The following is a 24,814-nucleotide window of genomic DNA, read 5'->3' on the forward strand; positions in this document are numbered from 1 at the left end:
CGTTCTGCGTGATGGTGCCCCCGCAACGTCCCGCAGAGGCGGCTTTGGGAGTGAAATCAGAGGCGTAGTCCCATGGACACGCGGCCTCTCAGCCACCAGTCCGCCTCTCACCCGCTCAACATCCGCTCATCGCATCGGTGCGGCCGGAAGCCGGTCGTCCGTGGCCGCGAGGAACTGTCGATTTATGCTCGCTGAAACTGCATCGAGGTCGAACTACATCCTCACGCTTTCGTGCCGTGATGTGCCCGGGATCGTGGCCGACGTCTCGCGCTGCCTGTTCGAGAACGGCGGCAACATCGTCGAGGCCGCGCAAGTCGACGAGATCATGAGCGAGCGCTTCTTCATGAGGGTCGGCGTGGCCCTCTCGGAAGACGGCGCCCGGGGAGTGCGGGCCGGGATCGAGGCCATCGCCCGGAAGTTCGGGATGGAATGGAAGCTCCGCGCGCAGGCCGAGCGCAAGCGCGTCCTGCTGTTCGTCTCCAAATTCGACCACTGCCTCGGCGATCTTCTCTACCGCCATCGGCTCGGCGAACTCCACATGGACGTCGTCGGGATCGTCTCGAACCATCCGCGCTCGGCGCTCACGGTCAGCCTGGTGGGCGACATTCCCTTCCATCACCTCCCTGTCACCAGGGATACGAAGATCGAGCAGGAGGCGCAGATCAAGGCGATTGTCGCGCAGACGCGGGCCGATCTCGTCGTCCTCGCGCGCTACATGCAGATCCTCTCGGACGATCTCTCCCGCCACCTGGCGGGGCGCTGCATCAACATCCACCACAGCTTCCTGCCGGGATTCAAGGGCGCCAAACCTTATCACCAGGCGCATGCGCGCGGCGTGAAGCTGATCGGCGCGACCGCGCATTTCGCGACGGGAGATCTCGACGAAGGCCCGATCATCGAACAGGACGTCGAACGCGTCAGCCATCGCGACACGCCGGAAGATCTGGTCCGCAAGGGCCGCGACATCGAGCGCCGGGTTCTTTCCCGCGCGGTCCACCTCTTCCTGGAGGACCGCGTCATCATCAATGGCGAACGCACCATCGTGTTCGCCGACTGAGCAGAATGGAGACGACATCATGCTGACACCCAAGGGCATGCGCAGGACGCCCGAAGGCTACTTCACCTCGCGCTGGGGCCTCCCGGAATATACCGACTGGATCGACGAGAGCATGTCGTGGAAGGAGACCTGCGCAATCGGCGACTGGTCGTTCCTCTGGGAGCGTCGCTTCAAGGGGCCCGATACCTTGAAGCTGTTCTCGGACACTTCAGTCAACAGCTTCCAGAAGTTCGACGTCCGGCAATCGAAGCACGTCGTCCATACCAACAGGCAGGGCAAGGTCATCGCGGAAGGCATCCTCACGCGCCTGTCCGACGACGAATTCATGCTGTTCGGACGCGGCACGTTCTGGGTCGACTATGTCAGGCGTCACGGCGACTACGACGTGACGTCCGAAGCCGACGATTGGTTCAATTTCCAGGTCCAGGGACCTACGTCCCTGGCGTTGCTCGAGAAGATCTCGAAGCAGTCGTTGCGCGACGTGAAGTTCATGCATTCGGGTGAGATCGAGATCGCCGGCTGCAAGATGCTCGCGTTGCGGCAGGGCATGTCGGGCGAGATCGGCTTCGAGCTGCAAGGCTCGATGACGCAGGCGGCGGCCGTCTATGACGCCATCGTCGCCGCCGGCCAGGAGTTCGGCCTCCGCCGCATCGGCGGCCGCGCGATCTTCATCAACCATCTCGAAGCCTGCTTCCCGACGATCGTCACCGACTACATGCCCGCGATCTTCGACGATGAGATGAAGGAGTATCAGGACGAATTTCGTGCCGCGATGCCGGGCTTCGCGTCGACGTTCAACATCGCCGGCAGCTTCCAGTCCGACGACATAACCGACTGGTATCGAAGCCCGGTCGAGCTCGGCTGGGGCAAGAGCATCAAGTTCGACCACGAGTTCATCGGGCGCGCCGCGCTCGAGCAGGAGCTCGCCAGCCCGCGGCGCGTGATCCGCACGCTGGTCTGGAACGGAAGCGACGTGGCCGACGTCCACGCCTCGCTGTTCCAGAAGGAGCAGGAGCCTTACCAGTACATGGAAATGCCCCGCGACCAGCGCGGCTTCATGTACGCCGATCGCGTGTTGAGTGGCGGAAAGGACGTCGGCGTGACGACGTCTCGGGGCTACAGCTATTTCTTCCGCGAGATGCTGTCGCTGTGCACCATCGACGTCGATCATGCCGAGATCGGCGCCGAGGTTGTCGTGGTCTGGGGCGAACCGGGACGTCGACAGAAGCATATCCGTGCGAAGGTCGCTCCGGCGCCGTACAAGAAAGACAATCGCCGCGCTGACCTGTCCAAGGTCTGAGGCGCAGCCATGACCGCGCGCATCATCGATGGCAAGTCGCTTGCTGCCGGCGTTCGAAAGGACGTGGCCGAGGGCGTCGCCGCCCTCGTCGCCGGCGGCGTGGCGGCGCCGGAATTGGCGGTCGTGCTGATCGGCGACGATCCCGCGAGTCACGTCTACGTCGCGAACAAGGTGAAGCAGACCGAGGCCGTCGGCATGCGCTCACGTCGCTTTCAGCTCGATGCGGGTACGACGGAAGCAGCGCTTCTGGATCTGATCGAGGGGTTGAACCGGGACGCGGCGGTGAGCGGCATTCTCGTCCAGTTTCCGCTGCCGCCGCACATCGACACCGCGCGCGTCGTGACCACCATCCATCCGGACAAGGACGTCGACGGATTCAATCCGTTGAACGTCGGACGGATCGCGGCCGGTATGCAGGGCGCGCTGGTCCCGTGCACGCCGCTTGGCGTGATGCGTCTGATCAAGTCGGTGCATGACGACATTGCCGGGCTCGGAGCCCTTGTCGTCGGGGCGTCGAACGTCGTCGGTCGTCCGATGGCGCGGCTGCTGCTGCAGGAGTTGTGCACGGTTTCCATCGCGCATGTCCGTACCACCGATCTCGAACGGAGATGCCGGGAAGCGGACATCCTCGTCGTCGCGACCGGTGTCCCTGGTTTGATCCGGGGCCATTTCATCAAGCGGGGCGCGACGGTCATCGACGTGGGGATCACCCGCATCAAGTCCGGGGCAGGTGCCGACAAGCTCGTCGGCGACGTGGCCTTCGACGAGGCGATCGAAGTCGCCGGCGCGATCACGCCGGTGCCCGGCGGTGTCGGGCCGATGACCATCGCCTGCCTGCTCGCCAACACCTTGAGTGCGGCCCAAATGGAAGCCGCCCGGTCGAAGGCGGCGGAGGTCGACGTGACGGCGGCCTGACGTGCGGCTCGGGCGAGAGCATCCGAAGCCGCGTGGCTTCCACGACCAGGAATTCGAAGGACCAGCACAAAGGGGGAGAAGAACGTGACGACACAGACATTGGAGACGACGCAAAATCCTGTCATCGACATCGGATCGCTGGCTGAAGACGGGGCGTGGACGACCCCGCGCAAGCAGGTTCTGCTGCTATGTGCGCTGGCCATCATTCTCGACGGCCTGGACAATCAGATTCTCGGATTCGCCATACCGTCGATGATCAAGGAGTGGAGCGTCACGCGTGGTGATTTCGCGCCGGCCCTGGCGCTCGGCTTCGTCGGCATGACGGTCGGCACGCCGATCGGCGGCATCGTCGGAGACTGGCTCGGACGCAAGGTGGCTCTCATCGCGTCGGTCTTTCTGTTCGGCGCGGCAACTCTGGCAATCGCAGCCGCGCATGGTGTGGGCGAGGTCGGCCTGTATCGATTCCTCGCGGGCCTCGGGCTCGGCGGCGCGCTTCCGGCGGCGACGGCGCTGATCGCCGAATTCACGCCCAGGCGAAATCGAAGCCTCTCCGTGATGTTGGGGATCGTCTGCATCCCGATCGGAGGCATGATTGGCGGCGTGCTCGCGGCCCAGCTGCAGCCGGAATACGGCTGGCGCATGCTGTTCGTGATCAGCGGCGCATTGCCGATGATCGTTGCGTTGATCCTGGCGATCGCATTGCCGGAATCCCCGCAATATTTGCTGGCGCGCGGAGCCGATCCGAAGAGGGTGGCGAAGTCGGTGCAGATCCTCGACAGGACCGCCATTTCGTCCAGCGTGTTTGTGGACGGGCGCGAGGCCGGGGTGGAGCGCGCGTCGATTACGGCGCTGTTCATTGCCAGCCTTCGCCGCACGACGACGGCGCTCTGGATTGCGTTCTTCTTCTGTCTGTTGCCAGTCTACGTCCTGTACGCGTGGGCCCCGACGCTCCTGACCAGCAAGGGCTTTGACGTTCAGTCGACGAGTTTTGCTCTGGCGCTGTTCAACTTCGGCGGCGTCGCCGGCTGTATCGTCACCGGCTGGGCGATCGGCCGATACGGCTCGCGGGTCGCGATCCTGACCGTGGCCGGCGCAGCGATCGTCGGTGCAGCGATCCTGGCGTCGATGCCGCTCTCGATTGAAACCAGGCCGCTGCTGATGACGCTTCTCTGTGTCGAGGGCTTCTGCCTGCTCGGCGCGCAGGGGTCGTTGTATGCGCTGGCCGCCTACGTGTACCCGACGAACGTCCGGTCGACCGGCGTCGGTGCGGCGGCCGGCTTCGGTCGGGCAGGGGCCATCGTCAGTGCCTATGTCGGCACGTTCGCCCTCAACTACGGTGCGACGATGTTCTTCGCCGTCATCGCCGCCTGCGTCGCCATCACATTCGTCGCGGTGGCGATCGTCGACATGCACCAGCCTGCGCAGCCGGCCGAGCCGTCGCGGGCTTCCATGTGAGGGCGATGCGGCTGAGCTGCCGTTTCGACCGGCGTGTCAATGACTTCGCAGGAGCTGCCGGTCAAGATCCCGGCAGCCACCGGCTACTGTGCATGGGGTTGTTTTCGCACTTTTTGTTTTGAGAGCGCCGAAACGCTCAACGCCGGCCGCGCGGGGCCTCGGCCTTGGCCGGCTGCTCGGTCTGCGGTCCGCAGCTCGCAGCCTGAAGCGTTGCCTGCGCCTGCTGCATCAGGCCGGGCTCGGCGGCGAGCGCCTTCATCACGATCAGGCCGGTCGTGCTCGGGGAATCGATGATCAGGCGGTCGGCCGCGGTGACCTCTTCGTCCTCGGGCAGCTCGTTGTGCTGCGGCTCGGTCATCAGGTCGAGCTCGATCACCTTCTTGCCGGCGGAGCGGTCGTTGATGGCGTAATAGGCGATCTCGTTGCGGGTGTAGAACGACACCGAGGTGTAGGCCTGGCTCACCGGCACCGTCAGCTTGATCGGCCCGTTTGTGAGGTCGTAGCGGCAGATCGCGATCGCGAAGGCCGGGTCCATGAACGGCATCGGCGAATTGTTGGGATCGGCGAGGGGGAGCTGCGTGACGCCGTTGAGCTTGGTCATCGGCGTCAGCCGCGAATAGGCGTCCTGCGTCGCGATCCGCGGCAGCGCCAGCACGCTGACGAGGTGGACGACGAGGCCCAGCACCACACCCGCGACGATCGTGAACAACAGGCGGATCATGAGCATCCCACCGTCTTGATCGTGGGCATCGGCGCATCGCGCTGGGTGCGCGTCGCAACGCCGACCGGCGTGTCGTAGAAGCGCAGCATCAGCGCGTAGCGCTCGATGCCGCCGGTCGGCAGCCAGTTGCCGGCGCGCGAGCGCGAGGCGATGCGGATCTCGAACGAGCCGTCGGATTGCCGCACGATCTCCTGGCTGGTGAAGCCGTAGCGCTGCAGCGAATTGGCGACGAGGTGGCCCTTGCGGTCGTACAGCGTCAGCGTCCAGAACCGCGCCGGCGGCGTCACGCCGGAGACGACGACGTCGCAGCGGCCGTCGAGCGCCTTCTTCTTGTCGTCGGCGGTCGCGGTGAAGGCGACGCCGTCGCCGGTGCCGATCGGCAGCTCGCCGTTGCGCACGATGGTGGCGCGCGAATACGGATCGACGTCGGCGGTGCCGGTGCGGGGGCGGGCGGTCCAGGAACCGATGGTCAGCGCGCCGATCTCGGTGCCGCGCGTCGTCGTCATCCAGGTCGCGCCGACGCCGACCACGCTCGCGAGCAGAAGGGCCGTCAATGTGATCAGGATCAGCCGCACGGGTTTATGTCAGTTCTTGCGCGGGACGGATGCGTTCGCATTCTCTTCCGCATAGTTCTGTGGGAAGGCGAGTGCGCTCGTCGACGAGGCCGGCTTGGCCAGCTTGCCGTCGTCGGTGGCCGACTTGGTCGCGGTCCTGGCGGCGTCATCGAGCAGCTTCTCGACGCGCACCAGGATGTCCGCGCCGCGCTTGGTCAGCACGGGCGGCGGACCGGGCTTGGTCTCCAGCACCTTCGGCGCCGCGTTGGCCTGGGCGGCCATCGGCTGCGGCGGCAGCTTCTGGCCCATGCCGATGCCGGGGATTTCCCGGACCTCGACGCCCTGATGCGCGACGACCATGATGTCGTGCCAGGTCTGCGCCGGCAGCGAGCCGCCGGTCATGCGGTTGGTCGGCGAGTAGTCGTCGTTGCCGTACCAGACCGCGCAGGTGAAATTGCCGGTGTAGCCGACGAACCAGGCGTCGCGATACGCGTTCGTCGTGCCGGTCTTGCCGGCGGTCGGAATGCCGTCGAGCGCGGCGCGGCGCGCGGTGCCTTCGCTGACGACGTGGCTCATCATGCCGGCCATGTCGGAGGCAACGGAGGCCGGGATCGCCTGCCGCGGCTTCGGACCGTCGCGGTCCCAGCGCCAGACCGGATCGCCGGCGCCGGTGCGCACCTCCAGCACCGAATGCGGCGTCACCGCCTTGCCGCGGTTGGGGAAGGTCGCGTAGGCGACGGCGTGCTCGAGCACGGTGACTTCGTCCGAGCCGATCGGCAGCGACGGCGTATCGGGCAGCGGCGCCTTGAGGCCGAAGCGGCGGGCGACCTCGACGATCTTGGCGCGGCCGATCTTGGCCGGGTTCGGCGCTTTCGGCTGTTCCTTCTGTCCGATCGCGATCGAGAGCTTCACCGGTACGACGTTGATCGAGCGCGTGATCGCCTGCGTCAGCGTCACCGACCCCGAATAGGAATGGCCATAGTTCTGCGGGCACCAATTGCCGATGCAGACCGGGCCGTCGACCACGATCGAGTTCGGCGTGAAGCCGTTGAGGAGCGCCGTGGTGTAGACATAAGGCTTGAACGACGAGCCGGGCTGACGATAGGCGTCGGTCGCGCGGTTGAACTGGCTGGCGCCATAGTCACGGCCGCCGACCATGGCGCGGATGCCGCCGTCAAGATCGGAAACAACGGTCGCGGCCTGCGTCGCGTGATAGTCGCGGCCGAACTGGCGCAGCTGGTTCTCGATCGCGTCTTCCGCGGCCTTCTGCACGTTGGTGTCGATCGCAAGGCGCACCACGAACACCCGCTCGGTATACGATTTCGGGAAGGTGTCGACCAGCTTGCGCATCTCGTCGAAGGCGTAGTCTAGATAGTAGTTCGGCGAAGCCTCGTCGCGGCGGTCGACCGCGAAGGCCGGGTTGCGGCGGGCGCCGAACACCTGGCCCTCGGTCATGAAACCGGCATCGACGAGGTTGTCGAGCACGACGTTGGCGCGGGCACGCGCCGCGGGCAGGTTGATGTGCGGGGCGTATTTGGTCGGCGCCTTGAACAGGCCGGCGAGCATCGCGGCTTCAGACAGCGTGACATCGCGGGCGGATTTGTTGAAGTAGAAATGCGCCGCGCCGTCGACGCCGAAGGTGCCGCCGCCCATATAGGCGCGGTCGAGATAGAGCTTGAGGATCTCATTCTTGGTCAGGCGCCATTCCAGCCAGACCGCGAGGAAGGCCTCGTTGACCTTGCGCTCGATGGTGCGCTCGTTGCTCAGGAACAGGTTCTTGGCGAGCTGCTGGGTGATCGAGGAGCCGCCCTGGCGGACGCCGCCGGCCTGGGCGTTGGTGACGAGCGCGCGCGCGGTGCCGGCGATGTCGATGCCGAAATGCTCGTAGAAGCGGCGGTCTTCGGTCGCCAGCGTCGCCTTGATCAGCACGTCCGGAAAGTCTTCCAGCGGGATCGAGTCGTTATGCTTGATGCCGCGGCTGCCGATCGGGTTGCCGTAGCGGTCGAGGAAGCTCACCGCGAGGTCGGACTTCTTCAGCCAGTCCTCGTCCGCGGTCTCGCGGAAGGCGGGGATGGCGAGCGTGAGCATCACGACGAGGCCGCCGAGGCCCAGGGTCGCGGCTTCCGACAGCGGCTCGATGAACACCCAGCGCTTCCAGCGGCCGACATAGAACCGGTCCATGAAGGTCGAATAGCGCTCGTAGAGCTCGCGGATGCCCTTGGCCGAGGAGAACAGCGAGGAATCGATGCGCGCGTCGAGGTCCAGAAAGAAATTCCGGACGCGGCTCTTCCAGTTGGATGGTGTGTTCTGGACCACCTAGAACCCTTGAGGCTCGGTTCGACAGCGTTCAAGCACCCGGCCGGGGCGGCACTGGGACGTCTTGAGGGAATGTTACGGCAAACCCAAGGCGCCCGTTTCGCGTCCGAGGGGACTTGCTGTTCCTTCTAGCCGAGCAGGGTCTATAAACCAATGGCCAGGCTCACGATTTTGAACAACAGGCCTAATTGACCCCGGTTCATTACGGGCCTCGCGGAGGCGTTGCTTGCAGCCTCATGGCCGCACGCCCTAGATGGCGGTGCCGTAGCTCTTTCGAACCCTTGTTGAGGCGCATGACCGCAGCTCCCAAACGACCTTCCGGCCAGGAAGGATTCTTCTGGAAAACCAAGACGTTGGAAGAGATGTCGGGGCCCGAATGGGAAAGCCTGTGCGACGGCTGCGGCCGCTGCTGCCTGAACAAGCTCGAGGACGAGGATACCGGCGACATCTATTTCACTCATGTCGGCTGCAAGTTGCTCGATGGGGCGACCTGCGCCTGCAAGGACTACCCGAATCGTTCCGCCAAGGTTCCGGACTGCGTCCGCCTGACCCCGGCCAATGTCCGCACCCTGAACTGGCTGCCGCCGAGCTGCGGCTACAAGCTCGTCGCCGAAGGGCGCGATCTCTATTGGTGGCATCCGCTGGTGTCGGGCGATCCCAACACCGTTCATGAAGCCGGCGTCTCCGTGCGCGGCCGGGTCGAGGGCAGCGAGGAGGAGATCCCGGACGATGAGCTCGAGGATCACATCGTGCAATGGCCGGCACAGCTGCCGAAACGGGCACGCCTGAAGCGACGCCCGAAGGACTGATCCGCCTTTCGGTTTCGATCACGTCTGCGGGATGACCCCATGGTGGGATGCACCCATGCGCGGCAGAGCCTGCCTGAGAAGAACTTTCCTCTCTACATTGGCTGCATAGAACGAATCCTTCGCGGCGTTGCGCCGCCTCACGGCTTCCGATCGAGATGAACAAGTTCGACCGGCAGAGCAGTTCTGCCGACATTCAGGCGTTGCCTGACGATATCGCCGAAGAGCTGTCCCGCCTTCCCAGCGAGGTCTTGAGCGTCGATGACGCGCCCTCGCTCGCGCCGCCGGCGCCGCTCTCTCAAGATGAAGTCCGCACCATCGTCATCAGCCTGATGCTGACGATGTTCCTCGCCGCGCTCGACCAGACCATCGTCGCGACCGCGCTGCCGACCATCGGGCGCCAGTTTCAAGACGTCTCCAATCTCTCTTGGGTCATCACCGCCTACCTGCTCGCCTCGACCGCGGTGGCGCCGGTGTTCGGCACGCTCAGCGACATCTACGGCCGCAAGGCCATGATCATCACCTCGCTCAGCCTGTTCGTCGCGGGTTCGATCCTGTGCGCGGTCGCGCCGAGCATGCCGATGCTGATTCTGGCGCGCGGCCTTCAGGGCCTTGGCGGCGGCGGCATCATGCCTGTCGTGCAGACCGTGATCTCCGACGTCGTTTCACCGCGCGAGCGCGGCCAGTACCAGGCCTATTTCTCCAGCGTCTGGATGGTCGGCGGCATCCTCGGCCCCGTGATCGGCGGCGTGTTCGCCGAGCATCTGCACTGGTCGATGATCTTCTGGATCAACCTGCCGCTCGCGGCTGCGGCCATCGTGATGCTGCTGCCGAAGATGAAGAAGATCCCGGTGTTCCACCGCAAGCGCAAGGTCGACTGGCTCGGCGGCGTCCTGCTGATGGCCTCCGCCGTCGTCTTCATGCTGGTGCTGACCTGGGGCGGCACGCGCTTCCCGTGGCTCTCGCCGACCGTGCTGTCGATGGTTGGTGCGGCGGTCGCACTCGCAGTTACCTTCGTCTGGCACGCGCGCCGAGCCGACGAGCCGTTCCTGCCGCTGAAGCTGCTGACGGGATCGGTTGCGCCGTTCGCGCTGACGGCCGGCGGCTGCGGCCTCGGCGCCATCACCGGCCTCACCGTGCAGCTGCCGCTCTATTACGAGCAGGTCTATCATCTCAGCGCCAGCGAGGCGGGCCTCGCACTCATTCCGCTCGCGGCCGTCTCGACCTGCGGCGCGGCGATCGCTGGGCGCACCATGGCGCGTGCCAAACACTACAAGCGCGTCGCCATCATCGGCACGTCCTGGGCCGCGCTGTGCGGCCTCGCCCTCACGGTCACCACCTTGCCGCTGTGGGGCCTCCTGACGCTGATGGCCGCGTTCGCGCTCGGGCTCGGCACGACGTTCCCGGTCTGCGTGGTCTCGCTGCAGAACTCGGTCGCGCGCCCGCAAGTCGGCACCATCACCGGCGCGATGAACTTCTTCCGCTCGCTGATGTCCTCGTTCACGGTCGCGGCCTTTGCGGCGATCCTGCTGATCGCGCTCGGCACCGACGTTCCGCTCGCCGGTGAGCATCACGTCGCGGGGGCCATCGTCATTCCCGCCGACGACATGCGCCACGCGTTCCGCTTCGTCTTCGGCGCCGCCACCGCGCTGATGACCACCGCTGCGCTCTGCCTGATCATGATGGAGGAGCGGCCGCTGGCCGGCCCCTCCGTCACGCAGCCGGTCGAGATGGCGGAGTAGCTAGCCGCCGCGATCGTCGTAGGGGTCGTCTCCGGTATTCGTCTTCCGGGCTTTCGCCGCAAGCTGCTCTTTGAGCCGCGCCAGCGCCTCGGCGGGCCAGTCATGGACATCGGTGACCGCGACCCAGGCATCGACGTAATGCTCGGGCGCATAGACATGGCCAAAGCCCATCGGCGTGCCGTTCGCGACCGCCATGTCGAGGGCGAGCTGCAGCATCGTCACGACAGGATACCATCGCAGCTCCGGTGACACGTCCGGCCCGCGCGGCGCCGTCATCCAGTCCGGAACCTGATAGGCGTCGCGGTAGGCAAAGAACGTGATCGCGTCGCTGGCGTACTGCAGATAGACGACGCGCATCGGGCCCCAGGGCGAATCCGGCGGCACCGTCGGCCCGTTCTGGTTCATGAAGCGCACGAAGCGGCCGTCGCGGAATTCCGGCAGCCAGGCCGGCGATCCCGGATTGCGGTTCGCGGTGATCCAGCGCCAGATGCGGCTCTCGAACGGGGCCCCGCTCCACAGCGCGCCGGCAATGGGATCGCCGATCGTCTCGAACAGCTCTGCGGATTTTTCCGAGTTCATCGCGCCGAGGCTCAGTCCGTGCAAATACAGCCTTGGCCGCCGGTCCTTCGGCAGGCTCGTCCAGTAGCCGTAGATTTCAGCGAACAGCGCGCGCGACGCCTCGGCACCGTATTCGGGCTGAAACAGCAGCGACAGCGGGCTGTTGAGATAGGAGTACTGCATCGCGACGCTCGCGACATCGCCATGGTGGAGGTACTCGACCGTGTCCATCGCGGCCGGATCGATCCAGCCGGTGCCGGTCGGTGTGATGACGATCAGGATTTTGCGGTCGAAGCCGTGCTGGCGTTTGAGCTCGTCGAGCGCAAGCCTGGCGCGCGCTTGCGCGGTGTCGCGGCTGCCGAGGCCGACATAGACGCGCACGGGATTCTGCGCAGGCCCTCCCGTAAGGGTGCCGATCTCGGCTGCGGTCGGGCCAGACGCAACGAATCGGCGCCCCATGCGGCCAAGCTGCTTCCACTTCACCAGTGACGCAGAACTGCCTGTTCGATCGGGGGCGGCCGGTTGCGGCCGCTCAGGCTCTTGCAAGGCGTCGAGCTCGCGGAAGGAGGAGTCGAGTGCGTTGAACGCCGCGCGGATCAGGACGTTGCTGGCGATCGACCAGAACAACAGGACGGCAGCGAGCACGCCGATGACGTTCGCGATCCTCGGCGGAATGACACGTCTCGTGTGCGCGGCGACGAAGCGGGCGACAAGTGTGAACAGCCGTGCCAGCACCAGCAGCACGACGAATGTGATCAGGGCAATGGCGCAGACCTTGAACGGATGCGCGGTCTCGACCGGTGCCATCTTCATGACGGCACGGATCGAGTTCTGCCATTCGGCAGTGCGCCACAGAAAGACGATGACGACGAGCAGGCAGCCGACTGCCGCCAGCGCGTTCGCAATCGACCTTGCGCGCGACGAGGGCTCGGGCAGCTCGAGATAGTGCCACAGCCGGCGCCACAGGACGCCGGCGGAATAGCCGATCGCAAAGCAGCCGCCGGCGAGGGCGCCTTGCGTGAGATAGCTGCGCGGGATCAGCGTCGGCGTCAGCGCGGCCGCGAAGAACAGCGCGCCAAGCATGAGGCCGATGCCGGACAGCGACAGCAATTGCCGCCGAATGAGCCGCGCTGGATTCATGAAAGCACCTCCCGAGCGACGTTATCCTCTGCCGTCTGAAAAACTGCTCCTGCGCGGCAGCAGGATCGTGAACTCGGTAAACTCACCTGGACGTGTGTCGACGTCGATCGTGCCGCCGTGCTGCTTCACGATGATGTCGTGGCTCATCGACAGCCCGAGACCGGTGCCTTCGCCGGCCGGCTTGGTCGTGAAGAACGGATTGAACATCTTCGCCTTCACGTCTTCCGGAATGCCGGTGCCGTTGTCGCGGATGCGGATCTCGATGCTGTCGCCGCGATCGCGGGTCGCGGCGATCACCACCGGCTCGTAATCGCCGGCGCGATTGTCCGCCTTGCGCTTGCTCACCGCGTAAAACCCGTTCGAGATCAGGTTCAGCAGCACCCGCGTGATTTCCTGCGGAAACAATTCGGCCGAACCTGCCGCCGGGTCGAGCTCGCGCTTCAGCGTCACGTCGAACTGCGGCTTCTCGGCACGCGCGCCGTGATACGCGAGGTTGAGGCTCTCCTCGACCAGCGCGTTGACGTCGCTCTCCCGATGCTCGCCGCCGCCCTCGCGCGAATGCAGCAGCATGTTCTTGACGATGGAATCGGCGCGCCTGCCGTGCTGCACGACCTTTTCAAGATTGTCTTTCAGAAGTCCCGTCAGCTCGTCGACCTCCGCGCGCAGATCGTCGGCGAGCGGGGCGGGCGCGAGCACCTCGTTCAGCTCGTCGGTCAGCTCGGCCGAGAGCGAGGCAAAATTGTTGACGAAGTTGAGCGGGTTCTTGATCTCGTGCGCGATGCCGGCGGTGAGCTGGCCGAGCGAGGCCAGCTTCTCGGTCTGGATCAGCCGGTCTTGCGCCGCGCGCAAATCGTCGAGCGATTTGGCGAGCTCCCGCGTGCGGTCCTGCACCTCGTTGAACAGGCGCGTGTTCTCGACCGCGATCACGGCCTGGTCGGCAAAGGTCTTGAGCAGGCTGATCGCCTTGTCCGGGAAAGGGCCGGCCTCCGGCCGCGTCACGCCGATCGTGCCGATCGCAACGCCGTCGCGCAGCATCGGGATCACGAGGATGCTGCGATAGCCTCGGATTCGCGCCAGCTCCCGCATGGCCTCGGTCAGATCGGGCTCGTTCTGCATGTCGCTGCGAAATGCATAGTCTCCGCTGCTCGCGACCCGGCTGTGGATGCCTGATGCCGCAAGCGGCGCCGGAAAGGAGTTGAGCAGATCGGCATTGCCGGCCTCAACGTCGGTGGTGAAGGCGGCGAGATGCAGCATGCCGTCGATGACGCGGGTGACCGTGGAGGAATGTCCGCCGACCAGCGCCTTGGCGCTGTCGGAGATGGCCTGGAACACCGGCGTCACATCTGCCGGCGAGGCTGCGATCACTTTGAGGATGTCAGCGGTCGCGGTCTGCCGTTCCAGCGCCTCCCTGGTGGCGTTGAACAGGCTGACATTCTTGACCGCGATCACCGCCTGGTCGGCGAAGGTCTGTAGCAGCCGCACATGATGTTCGGCGAACGCACCCGTCGCGCGCCGCGTGGCGATGATGACGCCCACGGCTTCGCCCTCGCTCATCAAGGGCGTGAACAGCATGCTGCGGTACCCGCGGGCACGCGCGATGTCGCGCGCCGCCGGTTCGCGCTCGGTGTCGGGCAGTTGCGCCGCCGCGCCATTGGCCACGAGCTGGTAGGGCGGGAACTGCGCGAACGGCACCGGGAACGACGACTGCAGCACGCGATCGCCGGCCGGGTCGGTCGGCGTGAAGGCCGCAAGATGCGCCGCGCCGTCGACATAGCGCAGCACCGCGGTGGAGAAGCCGCCGATCAGCCGGTTGGCGTTGGCGGCGATGGCGTCGAACACCGGCTGCACGTCCGACGGCGAGGCGGCCATCACTTTCAGAATGTCGGCGGTGACGGTCTGCCGCTCCAGCGTCTCGCGTGTCTCGTTGAACAGCCGCGCATTCTCGATCGCGATCACGGCCTGGTCGGCAAAGGTCTGAAGCAACTGCACGAGATCGGGCGCAAACGCACCGGGCTCCGCGCGCGTGACGCTGATCATGCCGACCGGCGTGCCCCGGTTCATCAGCGGCATGAACAACACGCTGCGAAAGCCGCGCAGCCGGGCCAGATTGCGGTTCAGCTCGGGGACGTCGTCCGCTTCGCTATCGGGAAACTGGATCGTTTCGCCGCCGCGAACGAGAGCAAAAGTCGGAAAGTCCTCGATCCGCCGCGGGAAGGCCGCCTTCAGGCCTTCGTCCGCGTCCGGGCTGGTCGGCGTGAATGCCACGAGGTGCAGCTCGTCGCCGATGAACTGGAGCACGGTCGCCGAGAAGCCTCCGAGCAGACGCTTGGAGCTGGACGCGATCGCGGCGAAGACCGGCCTTGCGTCGGACGGGGAGGCCGCGATGGTGCGCAAGATCTCGGCGCTGGCGCTCTGGCGATCCCTTGCAATCGCAAGCTCGCCGCGCAGCTGTGCGTTCTCGGCCGCGGCCGACCGCAATTGCCGCTTGAGCTCGTCGATCCCGGCTACGTCGTTGGAAGGGGTGGTCATTGGCAATCCGGCTTGATGCCGCGACGTGCGCGGCACCAGGGCGGATTATCACAACTCCCGCGGCCGGAGCCAGCGCCCAGCTCGCCTCACGTGCCCGGCCGCGACACCTCGGTCTCCTTGCTGGTGATGAATTCCAGTAGCACCGGCACGCCTTCTTTCGTCTTCTGGATGCCGCGCCTGATCGCGGGGATGATATCCTCCGGCTTCGTCACCCGCTCACCATAGCCGCCGAACGCGCGCGCCATCGCGGCATAGTCGCCGGAAATGTCGGTCGAACGATATTTCTCGGTCGAGACCGGCATCACCTTCAACTCGATCGCCATCGAGAAATTGTTGAGCAGGATCGACATGATCGGGATACGCTCGCGCACCGCGGTCTCGAAATCCATGCCGGTGAAGCCGATCGCGGCGTCGCCCCAGACATTGATGCAGAGCTTGTCGGGCTTTGCGAGCTTCGCGCCCATCGCGAGCCCAAGGCCGTAGCCGAGCTGCGTCGTCTTGCCCCAGCCGAGATAGGTGAGGGGCTCGACCGATTTCCAGAACGGCGAGAGCTGGTCGCGCGGGCTGCCGGCGTCATGCGTGATGATGGTGTTCTTGATATCGACGGTGTGCTGCAAGTCCCACAGCACGCGATAGGGGCTGAGCGGCGCATCATTGCTGGTGAGCTTTGGCATCCATTTCGCCAGCCACTCCTTGTGGGACGCGGCGATCTCGGCCGCGACCGCCGATGCGTCGCGATCCGCCGTGACGGTCTTGCCGATCTCCTCGAGCAGAGCATCGAGCACGAGCCCGGCATCGCCGACGAGGCCGATCGTGGCCTCCACGTCCTTGTTGAGATGGTTCGGATCGAGCGTCGAATGGATGATGGTCTTGCCTTTCGGCATCGCGATGCCGAAATTGGTTTCCGTGAACGAGCAGCCGATGCCGAAGATGACGTCGGCTTCGGCGAGAAATTTCGGGACTGCGCGCGGCACCGCGAGGCCGCCCGAGCCGAGCGAGAGCGGGTGCGTTTCCGGAAATGACGACTTCCCCCCTAAGCTGGTGGTGACGGGAATGGCGAGCCGCTCGGCCAGCCGTTTCAGCTGCGGCCAGGCCTGCGCGTAATGCACGCCCTGGCCGGCATAGAGCACCGGCCGTTTTGCATTCACGAGCAGGGCGGCTGCCTCCTTCACATGGACAGGGTCGGCGCCGTAGCGCGTGCGCAGCACCGGCGTGTAGTTCAGCGGCTCCGGCACCTCTTCGTTCCACATGTCCGCGGGAATCTCGACGATGACGGGCCCGCCGCGCCCGTTCTTCAATTTGGTAAAGGCGCGTCGAAAAATGTTGGCGACCTCGGCGGCGAGGATGATGGGTTCGGAGGACTTCGCGAACGGCTTCATCGCCTCGCTGGAATTGAAGTTCGGCTCGATATGCGCGAGCCGGCGCTGATAACCCATCGGCAGCACCAGCACGGGAACAGATTCGCCGTAGCACTGCGCGACGCCACCCATCGCGTTCTCCGCGCCGGGCCCATGCTGCATGCAGAACGCGCCGATGCTGCGCCCCGACGTCACCCGCGAGATCGCATCCGCCATGTGCACGCCGACGCGCTCCTGCCGCACCATCACGGGCCGGATCTCGGCCTTTGCCGCGTGCTCGATCAGATGATTGACCGGATAGCCGCAGAGGATCTCGATCCCCTCGCGCTTCATGATTTCCGCGATCGCGGTGCCGAGCTTCATGGCGTCTCTCTCCTCGGGGCTTGGCCGGTTGGTCCCGGCTGGTTGGGCGAGAGAGGATCAGGAATCGCAGAGACGGTAAAGCACGGCGCGATGCTCATGCAGGTAGGTCAGCCATGCAGGATGGCCCCACCAATCGCTATCACTGCTTTCCCGGCGAATGGAGGCCCGCGAGGCCCTCTGTCGGCTGGCGGCTTGACCCAAGTCAAGCCGCCAGCCGGGTGCCGCATGGCATCATGATGGTGGTGGTGAGATGACGCACCCCCAATCTTGCAATTGCGCCCAGGGAACCCCGCATGAGCTACAAGGACCTGTTGCTGAGCCTCGCGAGTTATCCTGACAGCACGCCGCCACAGGCTGTCCAGGTCGCCGTCGATCTTGCCGCCAGCATCGGCGCCAGGGTGTCGGCAATCGCCTGCGAGATCAGGATCGCCGTGCCGGGCAGCTTCATGTCGCCGGCATTCCTGAATGTGCCTGCGCTCGCCGACGCCGAAGCCAAGAAGGGACGTGCACAGGCGGAGGCCGCGCTCGCCGCATTCCAGAAGCTGGCGGATGACAGGGCGGTGTTTGGCGAGCGGATACTCGAGCGCTGCCATGCGCCGGAGCTTCCGCGGCTGCTGGTCGAATATGGCAGGCTCCGCGATCTCACCATCGTTCCCGCCGAGGCGAATGAACTTGCCGACCAGCCGACGGCGGAGGCGTTGATCTTCGAATCGGGCCGTCCTGTGCTGATGTTGCCGCGTGAGCCGGGAAAGTCGTTCGCACTCGATACCGTGACCGTGGCGTGGGATTTCAGCCGTCCGGCTGCACGCGCGATCGGCGATGCCATGCCGCTGCTGACAAAGGCAAAGCGTGTTCACATCGTCACCGTGGCCAACGAGAAGCGCATTGATACGACGCGCTCCGGTCCTGAGCTGGCGAAACATCTCGCCCGGCATGGGGTGGACGTGATCCTGGAGACCGTGGATGCTCAGGGCCGCCCCATCGGCGAGGCGTTGGAAGCCGCCACGCGCGTCCATGACAGCGACCTTCTGGTCATGGGCGCCTACGGGCACTCGCGTCTGCGCGAGTTCGTGCTGGGCGGCGCGACGCGCAGTATGATCACGCGTCCGCCGCTTCCGGTGCTGCTCTCGCACTGATGGCCGGCCATGCAGGGGTTGACCGCGTCCGAAGCGCTGGCCCGGCTGAAAGCCGAGGGCTTCAATGAACTGCCTCGCACGGAGCGGCGGACGATCGTCAGCCTCGTCATCGAAGTGCTGCGCGAGCCCATGCTGCTGTTGCTGCTGGCGGGCGGGCTGATCTACTTCGTCCTGGGCGACCTCGGCGAGGCGCTGCTGCTTCTCGTGTTTGCATCGATCTCGATCGTCATCACCATCGTGCAGGAGGCGCGCACCGAGCGCGTGCTCGACTCGTTGCGCGACCTGACCAGCCCGCGCGCGCTCGTGATCCGCTCGGGCGAACGTATCCGTATTCCCGGTCGCGAGGTCGTTCGCGGCGACCTGATCATGCTCTCCGAGGGAGACCGCGTGGCCGCCGACGCCACGGTCCTTCGCTGCGATGATCTCCTGCTGGATGAATCATTGCTGACGGGAGAGTCCGTTCCGGTCCGAAAGCAGGCGCGGCCGGCGCTCGAAGAGCCGGTGCCGCATGCCGGCGGTGACGACCAGCCATTCGTGTTTTCCGGCACGCTGGTGGTGCGCGGCAGCGGCCTGGCCGAAGTCACCTCGACCGGAGTCCGGAGCGAGATCGGCAAGATCGGACAATCGCTGCATTCGCAAGTGACGGAAGCACCCCGTCTGCAACAGCAGACGGCGCGGCTGGTAGCCGTGTTTGCCATCGCCAGCGCCTTCGTCATCGCCTTGACCGTGCTCCTGTATGGGCTCTACCGCGGCGGCTGGCTGGAGGGCGTGCTTGCCGGCATTGCACTCGGCATGTCGATGCTTCCAGAGGAGTTTCCGGTCGTGCTGACGGTGTTCCTCGCGATGGGGGCTTGGCGCATCTCGCAGGCCCGCGTGCTGACGCGGCGTGCCTCGGCTATCGAATCGCTGGGCGCGGCGACCGTGCTCTGCACCGACAAGACCGGCACGCTGACGGAAAACCGCATGACGGTCGCACGCCTGGTGCTGCCCGATGGCGCGCAGTGCACGCCTGATGTCGCGGTGCGCGCCGAACCTGCGTTCGATCGATTGATCGAAACCGGCGTTCTAGCCTGCGCCCCGGAGCCGTTCGATCCCATGGAGAAAGCGTTGCATTCGCTCGGCCCGGGGACCGGCGCCGACTGGCGGCTCGTGCAGAGCTACGGTTTGCGTCCCGACCTCCTCGCCATGTCGAACGTGTGGCGCGGAAGCGGCGCTGAATGCGTCGTCGCGGCAAAGGGCGCGCCCGAGACAATCGGCCTGCTTTGCGGAATGAGTGCCGAAGAGCTGGTGGGATTGCGGGCACGTGTCGATGCGCTCGCCCGGGAAGGGCTTCGCGTGCTCGGCGTGGCGCGGGCGACTTGTGCGGAGACGGATCTTCCCGAGACGCAGCCTGGCTTCTCCTTCCGGTTCTGCGGCCTGACCGGCTTCGCCGATCCGCTGCGGCCTGAAGTGAAGGGCGCCGTCGCCGAATGCCGCTCCGCCGGCATCCGCGTGGTCATGATCACCGGCGACTATCCCGCGACCGCGTTCGCGATCGCGACGCAAGCAGGCCTCGATCCCGAACGGGTCCTGACTGGGGCAGACGTCGAGGGCATGGCCGATGCCGAACTCGCCCAGGCAGCCCGGGGACGAACCGTCTTCGCGCGAATTGCGCCGGCCCAGAAGCTGCGCATCGTCACCGCGCTCAAGAGCGCCGGCGAGATCGTTGCCATGACGGGCGACGGCGTCAACGATGCGCCCTCGCTGAAGGCTGCCCATATCGGCATCGCCATGGGCGGGCGCGGCACCGACGTGGCCCGCGAAGCATCCTCGATCGTTCTGCTCGACGACGATTTCGGCTCGATCGTGAAGGCGATCCGGCTCGGCCGCCGGATCTATGACAATCTTCGCAAGGCGATGAGCTTCATCCTCGCGGTCCACGTTCCGATCGCCGGACTTGCGCTGTTGCCGCTGGTGACCGGGTTGCCGCTGCTGTTCGGGCCAGTCCACATCGCGTTTCTCGAGATGATCATCGATCCCGTCTGCTCACTGGTGTTCGAGGCCGAGACCGAAGAGCGCGACGTGATGCAGCGGCCGCCGCGCGCGCCGGACGATCCTCTGTTGCCACGGTCCCTGCTGGTCTGGTCGGCGCTGCAGGGCGGGCTTGCGCTGATCCTGGGCGGCGGCGTGATGGTGGCGGCGAATGCCTACGGCATGCCGGCGAACGAGGTGCGGGCGCTGACCTTCTTCTCGCTGGTGCTGGTGATCGTGAGCCTGATCTTCGTCAACCGCTCGTTCTCGACGTCGCTTGTCGAAGCCTTCACCCGGCCGAACCGGACACTGACCATCATTGTCGTGTTCGTGATCACCGTTCTCGCCGTGAGCCTTGCGTGGCCGGCCGCTGCCGACCTGTTTCGCTTTGGGCCGCTTCATGCCGACGATCTCGCCGTCACGGTGGCGGCGGCGCTGATATCCCTGGTGCTGCTGGAATTGTCGAAGTACCCGCTACGTCGTAGTCGGCGTGCGTCAAGCCCGTAGCCCGGATCGCTATTTGCAGTTCTTGCAGATCGTCAGCTTTCGTTTCAACGCCTCATCTTCCTGATCGACCGATGACTGCTCCGCGGGGCCATTTGTATCCGGCCTGGATTTGGAGCCCTTTGCCGCGCGTGACCTCACGGGCGGCGTCACCTGACTTGGGGTGTCATTGTCGTCGACAGCGCCGAAGCCATCGTAGTCGGCGCCCGGATTCGGTGCTTGTGGAGGCCCGCCGATCACGGGTGGCGAAACCTCTCTGCCAGAGGTCGCCGGCGGGGGAGTTCTGGAGTCTTTGGCGCTCGTGCGCGGCGGCGATGCCTTGGGCGGAGCAAGCGAAACCGGCGGCGCGACCGAGGTCTGGCCTCTCGCACTGTCGTGCGACGAGGCGCCGACAAACATGAGGCCGAGAGCCAAGAGCGTCACGCTTCTCATCCGCATCCTTCAAACGCTTTGGTTCATCGATTGTCAGCATGCGTCGAGCCACGCCATGCTGAAGACTATCAGGACTCACATCGCCGTCAAAGCGCCGTAGCGGGGTAGCCCGGATGGAGCGAAGCGTAATTCGGGGGTGACAGCATCCGCTGGCGCCGGCCCCGGATTACGCTGCGCTCCATCCGGGCTACGATCCGTTGCGTTGGGTCAGTTACCGTCGGTTCAAAAAATTCGTATTTATGGAAATCCGTTTTTGTCGCACAACCCGATACATCCCGGCCCGCCACAAGAGACGTTCTCGGGCCGTCACGCGACGCGGGTTGGGATGCCGTGGCTGCGACGGCCCCGGCTCGCTGCACTCGAGGGGCGAGAGAAGAGGGGCAGGCTCGGGCGAAAGTCATCGCGAACGCAAACGAAGCAATCCAGAATCCCTCCGCCGAAGGACTCTGGATTGCTTCGTCCGCATCAGCGCAAAATTGCTTCGCAATTTTGTCGCGAGCTCCACGCAATGACGAATTGCGTGGCTGTCGCGGCCGCTACTTCAGCGAGGAGCTGATCGAGTTGAACTTGTTGTTGAGGAGCTGGCTGCCGGTGTTGTTCACGACGGTCACGATGGCCAGCGCGATGCCGGCAGCGATCAGGCCGTATTCGATGGCGGTAGCGCCAGACTCATCGGCAAGGAAATACCTAAGCAAACGCATTGCCAACTCCTGTTCATCCGACCCAATGTATGGCCGCGTCGTTTTCGGACTCGTAAATAGATCGAATAGATTTTTCCGCGCGACAGAAGAATGAAGCCCGGGCGTCGCGCCTCCGTCACATACGATGGCATCCATTAAATTAAGGTTCCATCGATCCATCCAAATGGATTCAAAATCGAACCTGCGCGGGAGCCGTCTTTTCAGGGCGCGATCCTGGGGCCCTGCACGCCGGGACGACGGCGTTTCAGCACGGCCGCGAGGCGATTGACCAGATCCTTCACCGTGCCCGGCCGAGTCGCCGTGCCCGCGGCCTGTTCGGTCACAGGGCCGTCGTTCACGATGCTGATGTAGTTCTTTCTGACGTCCTGCTGCACGGGGCACGCGAACCCTTGGGCTCAATCGGGACCGGCACCATGCTGCGTGCAGGGGGAACCAACGGTTAATTTTGTCTCCCGTAGGAATACCCTGCCGTGCCGGAACGAGAGCGCCGCTTAACGATTTGTTGAGCCTGTTCGTCGGGGTCGGCAGGGAAGTTAGCCGGGATGCCGGCCATGGCGCTCATTCGCGCCGGCCATCCGCATTCAGCGCCCGCAACATCGCGATGCGGGCGAACATCACCCAGCCGCCGCCGGTCTCGGCTGCGTTGATCAAGGTCTCGATCGCGGTCTGCCAGTGCGCTTCGTGCTGCGCGTCCTCGGGCAGCCGCATGATGTAATCGGCCGCCTCTTGAAGCGTGAGCAGCTTGCGCCTGCTCCCTACGCGAACGGGATCGTCGAACGCCGTCGACCAGGGCATGTCAGGCTGCCCGATCGGCGAGGGGAGACATCACGGTGCGATTGCAGCTGCGATGCGTTTACCCGGCCTTCTTCGCCCGCGCCGGCGCACGCACCGGCTTGTCCGCGGCCTTCTTCGAAGTTTCCTTCGAAGTTTCCCTGGGCGCGGCCTTCGCCGCGGCGTCCTTGCCACCCTTGCCTGATATCGGCAACAGCATTTCGCGCTGGCCCTCGGCGCGCTTCTTCGGCTTCTTGCCCTTGACGGTCTCTTTGGCGACCTTCGCCGCGGGCGCGGCATCCTTCTCGTTGGCGATGCTCTTCTTCAGCGCGTCCATCAGGTTGATGACGTTGCCGCCGGTCTTCGGCGCGGCCTTCGCGGTGATCGGCGCGCCGCTGCGCTTCTTGTTGATGAGGTCGATCAGCGCGGTCTCGTAATGGTCCTCGAACAGCTCGGGCTCGAACGCGCCGGACTTCTTCTCGACGATATGCTTGGCGAGGTCGAGCATGTCCTTGGTCAGCTTCACGTCCTGGATGTCGTCAAAATATTCCTGCTCGCCGCGGACCTCGTAGGGGTAGCGCAGCAGCGTGCCCATCAGGCCGCTCTCGAGCGGCTCCAGCGCGATGATGTGCTCGCGGTTGGTCAGCACGACGCGGCCGATCGCGACCTTGTCCATGCTGCGGATTGTCTCGCGGATCACCGCATAGGCGTCGTGGCCGACCTTGCCGTCAGGCACGAGATAATAGGGGCGGATCAGATAGCGGTTGTCGATGTCGGCCTTCGGCACGAACTCGTCGATGTCGATCGTGTGCGTGGAGTCCAGCGCTATGTCGTCGAGCTCGTCCTTGGTGACTTCGATGTAAGTGTCGGTGTCGACCTTGTAGCCCTTGACGATGTCCTCGGACGTCACCTCGTCACCGGTCTCGGCGTCGACCTTGAGGTACTTGATCCGGTGGCCGGTCTTGCGGTTGATCTGGTTGAACGAGACCTTCTCGGTATCCGAAGTCGCCGGATAGAGCGCGACCGGGCAGGTCACGAGCGACAGACGCAGAAAACCCTTCCAATTGGCGCGGGGGGCCATGGGCTACTCCAAACGCAACGGGGACAGAGGACGAGGATACCATCGGGGAACAACGAATCATAGCAAGGCAGGCTGCGGAATCTTGCAACTGCGTTAACCGGCCGCTCGACGCGCGGTTGCAGCCCGATCCGACCGCAAAAGCCGGAACATCATATCCAATCAGGCGTTGGCTCGGGACATCAGGCCGCGAGGGGGCGCGGACCAGCGGAGACAGCACCCGGAGATTGAGGCACTATGGCAGCTACGCGAGAGCATGATCAGATCGTCGAAACCGCAACCGAGGCACGTCAGGGTGAGCCCGGGCCGTCGGTGGCCGCCCTGCTCGCCATTTCGACCGGGCTCGCGATCCTGATCCTCGCCGTCATCTGGTTCGTGTTCTTCCGGACCTGACGGCCAGCCGACGGGACGGTTCGGACCTTCCGACTCGCCGCATAACGCGGCACATTGCGCCCGCCACGCCGCCGGTTCATCCGGTGGCCCGGCGGGCGCAGTCGCGTCGGCCGCGAAGAGATCGTATATGACCAAAAAGTAACGCGGCCGGTTCCCCGCGTTCATATTCAGTTCACGCCGGAATTGCTCATCTGTAGCAGTGTTCATGCGGCCTATTTCTGGAGAGAAGCGTGCGCCTGCTCGTTGTTGAGGACGACCCCGATCTCAATCGCCAGCTCACCAAGGCGCTGACCGACGCCGGTTACGTCGTCGACCGCGCCTTCGACGGGGAGGAGGGGCATTATCTCGGCGATACCGAGCCCTACGATGCCGTCGTGCTCGACATCGGCCTGCCGAAGAAGGACGGCATCTCGGTGCTGGAAGCCTGGCGCCGCAACGGCCGCACCATGCCGGTCCTGATCCTCACCGCGCGCGATCGCTGGAGCGACAAGGTCCAGGGGTTCGATGCCGGCGCCGACGATTACGTCCCCAAGCCGTTCCATCTGGAGGAGGTGCTGGCGCGCATCCGCGCGCTGCTGCGCCGCTCGACCGGCCATGCCCAGAGCGAGCTCAGCTGCGGCCCCGTCACGCTCGACACCAGAACCGGGCGGGTCAGCGTCTCCGGCAACCCCGTGAAGATGACCTCGCACGAATATCGGCTTCTGGCCTATTTGATGCACCATTCGGGGCGCGTCGTGTCCCGCACCGAGCTGGTCGAGCACCTCTACGACCAGGACTTCGACCGCGACTCCAACACCATCGAGGTCTTCGTCGGCCGCATCCGCAAGAAGCTCGACGTCGACATCATCCAGACCGTCCGCGGCCTCGGCTATCTCCTGACCCCGCCGCCCGCGCCGGGCGCCTGAGGCATCTGGACTTGACGGGAGGCCGAACAGGGGCCTTGGTCCGGTCATGACGTCCGACGCCCCGCCACCC

Annotated in this window: 20 protein-coding genes and 1 pseudogene; 10 read left to right on the forward strand and 11 right to left on the reverse strand. The window is 65.2% G+C overall.

What is annotated here, in order from left to right:
• Positions 1-184 precede the first annotated feature (184 nt).
• The 4 genes from purU (at position 185) to NLM15_RS14375 (ending at position 4,727) form a co-directional block, all read left to right on the forward strand.
• Positions 185-1,057, forward strand: a complete 873-nt coding sequence (gene purU / locus NLM15_RS14360) for a formyltetrahydrofolate deformylase (protein WP_254117722.1) — start codon at positions 185-187, stop codon at positions 1,055-1,057.
• Between the two features lie 19 nt (positions 1,058-1,076).
• On the forward strand, positions 1,077-2,357 hold the full coding sequence (locus NLM15_RS14365) for a glycine cleavage T C-terminal barrel domain-containing protein (protein ID WP_254117723.1): 1,281 nt from the start codon (positions 1,077-1,079) through the stop codon (positions 2,355-2,357).
• 9 nt (positions 2,358-2,366) lie between these two features.
• Positions 2,367-3,272: a bifunctional methylenetetrahydrofolate dehydrogenase/methenyltetrahydrofolate cyclohydrolase FolD gene (folD, locus tag NLM15_RS14370; RefSeq protein WP_254117724.1), complete on the forward strand. Its 906-nt coding sequence runs from the start codon at positions 2,367-2,369 to the stop codon at positions 3,270-3,272.
• Positions 3,273-3,356: 84 nt separating this feature from the next.
• Positions 3,357-4,727 (forward strand): MFS transporter, encoded by a 1,371-nt coding sequence (locus NLM15_RS14375; RefSeq protein ID WP_254117725.1) that lies wholly within the window; start codon positions 3,357-3,359, stop codon positions 4,725-4,727.
• A gap of 136 nt (positions 4,728-4,863) precedes the next feature.
• Here NLM15_RS14375 and NLM15_RS14380 read toward each other — a convergent pair whose 3' ends face one another.
• From NLM15_RS14380 to NLM15_RS14390, 3 genes are read right to left on the reverse strand one after another with little or no spacing between them, the layout of a single operon-like run.
• Complete coding sequence (locus NLM15_RS14380; RefSeq protein ID WP_254124237.1) at positions 4,864-5,448, reverse strand: DUF1254 domain-containing protein; 585 nt, start codon at positions 5,446-5,448, stop codon at positions 4,864-4,866.
• On the reverse strand, positions 5,445-6,023 hold the full coding sequence (locus tag NLM15_RS14385) for a DUF1214 domain-containing protein (RefSeq protein WP_254117726.1): 579 nt from the start codon (positions 6,021-6,023) through the stop codon (positions 5,445-5,447). Before NLM15_RS14385 ends, NLM15_RS14380 begins: the two co-directional genes overlap by 4 nt.
• Positions 6,024-6,032: 9 nt before the next feature.
• Entirely contained in the window at positions 6,033-8,318 is a 2,286-nt protein-coding gene (locus tag NLM15_RS14390; protein ID WP_254117727.1) for a transglycosylase domain-containing protein, read from the reverse strand.
• Positions 8,319-8,611: 293 nt separating this feature from the next.
• Between NLM15_RS14390 and NLM15_RS14395 the strand changes: the two genes are divergently transcribed.
• Positions 8,612-9,127, forward strand: a complete 516-nt coding sequence (locus NLM15_RS14395) for a YcgN family cysteine cluster protein (RefSeq protein WP_254117728.1) — start codon at positions 8,612-8,614, stop codon at positions 9,125-9,127.
• A gap of 155 nt (positions 9,128-9,282) precedes the next feature.
• Complete coding sequence (locus NLM15_RS14400) at positions 9,283-10,866, forward strand: MDR family MFS transporter (protein ID WP_254117729.1); 1,584 nt, start codon at positions 9,283-9,285, stop codon at positions 10,864-10,866.
• Here the strand turns inward: NLM15_RS14400 and NLM15_RS14405 are convergent, their stop codons facing one another.
• The 3 genes and pseudogenes from NLM15_RS14405 to NLM15_RS14415 all read right to left on the reverse strand — a co-directional run.
• A complete protein-coding gene (locus NLM15_RS14405) occupies positions 10,867-12,564 on the reverse strand; it encodes an alpha/beta-hydrolase family protein (RefSeq protein ID WP_254117730.1) in 1,698 nt (565 codons plus the stop codon). It abuts the gene before it with no gap.
• A gap of 21 nt (positions 12,565-12,585) precedes the next feature.
• Entirely contained in the window at positions 12,586-15,093 is a 2,508-nt protein-coding gene (locus NLM15_RS14410; RefSeq protein WP_254117731.1) for a GAF domain-containing protein, read from the reverse strand.
• An 86-nt stretch (positions 15,094-15,179) separates the two neighbouring features.
• Positions 15,180-16,823, reverse strand: a pseudogene (locus tag NLM15_RS14415) (thiamine pyrophosphate-requiring protein); the annotation flags it as partial.
• 437 nt (positions 16,824-17,260) lie between these two features.
• Here NLM15_RS14415 and NLM15_RS14420 point away from each other — a divergent pair.
• Together NLM15_RS14420 and NLM15_RS14425 are read left to right on the forward strand one after the other, a co-directional pair.
• Positions 17,261-17,950, forward strand: a complete 690-nt coding sequence (locus tag NLM15_RS14420; RefSeq protein ID WP_254117733.1) for a universal stress protein — start codon at positions 17,261-17,263, stop codon at positions 17,948-17,950.
• A gap of 9 nt (positions 17,951-17,959) precedes the next feature.
• Positions 17,960-20,467 carry a cation-translocating P-type ATPase gene (locus NLM15_RS14425; protein WP_254117734.1) on the forward strand — a complete coding sequence of 836 codons (2,508 nt, stop codon included), beginning with the start codon at positions 17,960-17,962 and terminating at the stop codon, positions 20,465-20,467.
• 9 nt (positions 20,468-20,476) lie between these two features.
• Here NLM15_RS14425 and NLM15_RS14430 read toward each other — a convergent pair whose 3' ends face one another.
• The 5 genes from NLM15_RS14430 to NLM15_RS14450 form a co-directional block, all read right to left on the reverse strand.
• A complete protein-coding gene (locus NLM15_RS14430) occupies positions 20,477-20,896 on the reverse strand; it encodes a hypothetical protein (protein WP_254117735.1) in 420 nt (139 codons plus the stop codon).
• A 536-nt stretch (positions 20,897-21,432) separates the two neighbouring features.
• Complete coding sequence (locus tag NLM15_RS14435; protein WP_254117736.1) at positions 21,433-21,597, reverse strand: Flp family type IVb pilin; 165 nt, start codon at positions 21,595-21,597, stop codon at positions 21,433-21,435.
• 200 nt (positions 21,598-21,797) lie between these two features.
• The gene (locus tag NLM15_RS14440; protein WP_254117737.1) at positions 21,798-21,971 is read right to left on the reverse strand and encodes a hypothetical protein; all 174 of its coding nucleotides are present in this window, start codon (positions 21,969-21,971) and stop codon (positions 21,798-21,800) included.
• Positions 21,972-22,155: 184 nt separating this feature from the next.
• Positions 22,156-22,392 (reverse strand): hypothetical protein, encoded by a 237-nt coding sequence (locus tag NLM15_RS14445; protein WP_254117738.1) that lies wholly within the window; start codon positions 22,390-22,392, stop codon positions 22,156-22,158.
• A gap of 58 nt (positions 22,393-22,450) precedes the next feature.
• On the reverse strand, positions 22,451-23,449 hold the full coding sequence (locus NLM15_RS14450; protein WP_254117739.1) for a Ku protein: 999 nt from the start codon (positions 23,447-23,449) through the stop codon (positions 22,451-22,453).
• A 234-nt stretch (positions 23,450-23,683) separates the two neighbouring features.
• On the opposite strand from NLM15_RS14450, the gene NLM15_RS14455 reads away from it, so the two are divergent.
• Positions 23,684-23,839 (forward strand): hypothetical protein, encoded by a 156-nt coding sequence (locus NLM15_RS14455; protein WP_254117740.1) that lies wholly within the window; start codon positions 23,684-23,686, stop codon positions 23,837-23,839.
• 230 nt (positions 23,840-24,069) lie between these two features.
• Positions 24,070-24,744, forward strand: coding sequence for a response regulator transcription factor (locus tag NLM15_RS14460; protein ID WP_254117741.1), 675 nt, complete (start codon positions 24,070-24,072; stop codon positions 24,742-24,744).
• Positions 24,745-24,814: the final 70 nt, after the last annotated feature.

This window comes from Bradyrhizobium sp. CCGB20 (genome assembly GCF_024199855.1).
In the GTDB taxonomy this organism is placed as follows: domain Bacteria; phylum Pseudomonadota; class Alphaproteobacteria; order Rhizobiales; family Xanthobacteraceae; genus Bradyrhizobium.

Coding starts and splice junctions, on each gene's coding strand:
- purU (WP_254117722.1), top strand. CDS start 185: ATGCTCGCTGAAACTGCATCGAGGTCGAACTACATCCTCACGCTTTCG.
- NLM15_RS14380 (WP_254124237.1), bottom strand. CDS start 5,448: ATGATCCGCCTGTTGTTCACGATCGTCGCGGGTGTGGTGCTGGGCCTC.
- NLM15_RS14445 (WP_254117738.1), bottom strand. CDS start 22,392: ATGCCCTGGTCGACGGCGTTCGACGATCCCGTTCGCGTAGGGAGCAGG.
- NLM15_RS14405 (WP_254117730.1), bottom strand. CDS start 12,564: ATGAATCCAGCGCGGCTCATTCGGCGGCAATTGCTGTCGCTGTCCGGC.
- folD (WP_254117724.1), top strand. CDS start 2,367: ATGACCGCGCGCATCATCGATGGCAAGTCGCTTGCTGCCGGCGTTCGA.
- NLM15_RS14435 (WP_254117736.1), bottom strand. CDS start 21,597: ATGCGTTTGCTTAGGTATTTCCTTGCCGATGAGTCTGGCGCTACCGCC.
- NLM15_RS14455 (WP_254117740.1), top strand. CDS start 23,684: ATGGCAGCTACGCGAGAGCATGATCAGATCGTCGAAACCGCAACCGAG.
- NLM15_RS14425 (WP_254117734.1), top strand. CDS start 17,960: ATGCAGGGGTTGACCGCGTCCGAAGCGCTGGCCCGGCTGAAAGCCGAG.
- NLM15_RS14450 (WP_254117739.1), bottom strand. CDS start 23,449: ATGGCCCCCCGCGCCAATTGGAAGGGTTTTCTGCGTCTGTCGCTCGTG.
- NLM15_RS14420 (WP_254117733.1), top strand. CDS start 17,261: ATGTCGCCGGCATTCCTGAATGTGCCTGCGCTCGCCGACGCCGAAGCC.
- NLM15_RS14400 (WP_254117729.1), top strand. CDS start 9,283: ATGAACAAGTTCGACCGGCAGAGCAGTTCTGCCGACATTCAGGCGTTG.
- NLM15_RS14365 (WP_254117723.1), top strand. CDS start 1,077: ATGCTGACACCCAAGGGCATGCGCAGGACGCCCGAAGGCTACTTCACC.
- NLM15_RS14395 (WP_254117728.1), top strand. CDS start 8,612: ATGACCGCAGCTCCCAAACGACCTTCCGGCCAGGAAGGATTCTTCTGG.
- NLM15_RS14430 (WP_254117735.1), bottom strand. CDS start 20,896: ATGAGAAGCGTGACGCTCTTGGCTCTCGGCCTCATGTTTGTCGGCGCC.
- NLM15_RS14410 (WP_254117731.1), bottom strand. CDS start 15,093: ATGACCACCCCTTCCAACGACGTAGCCGGGATCGACGAGCTCAAGCGG.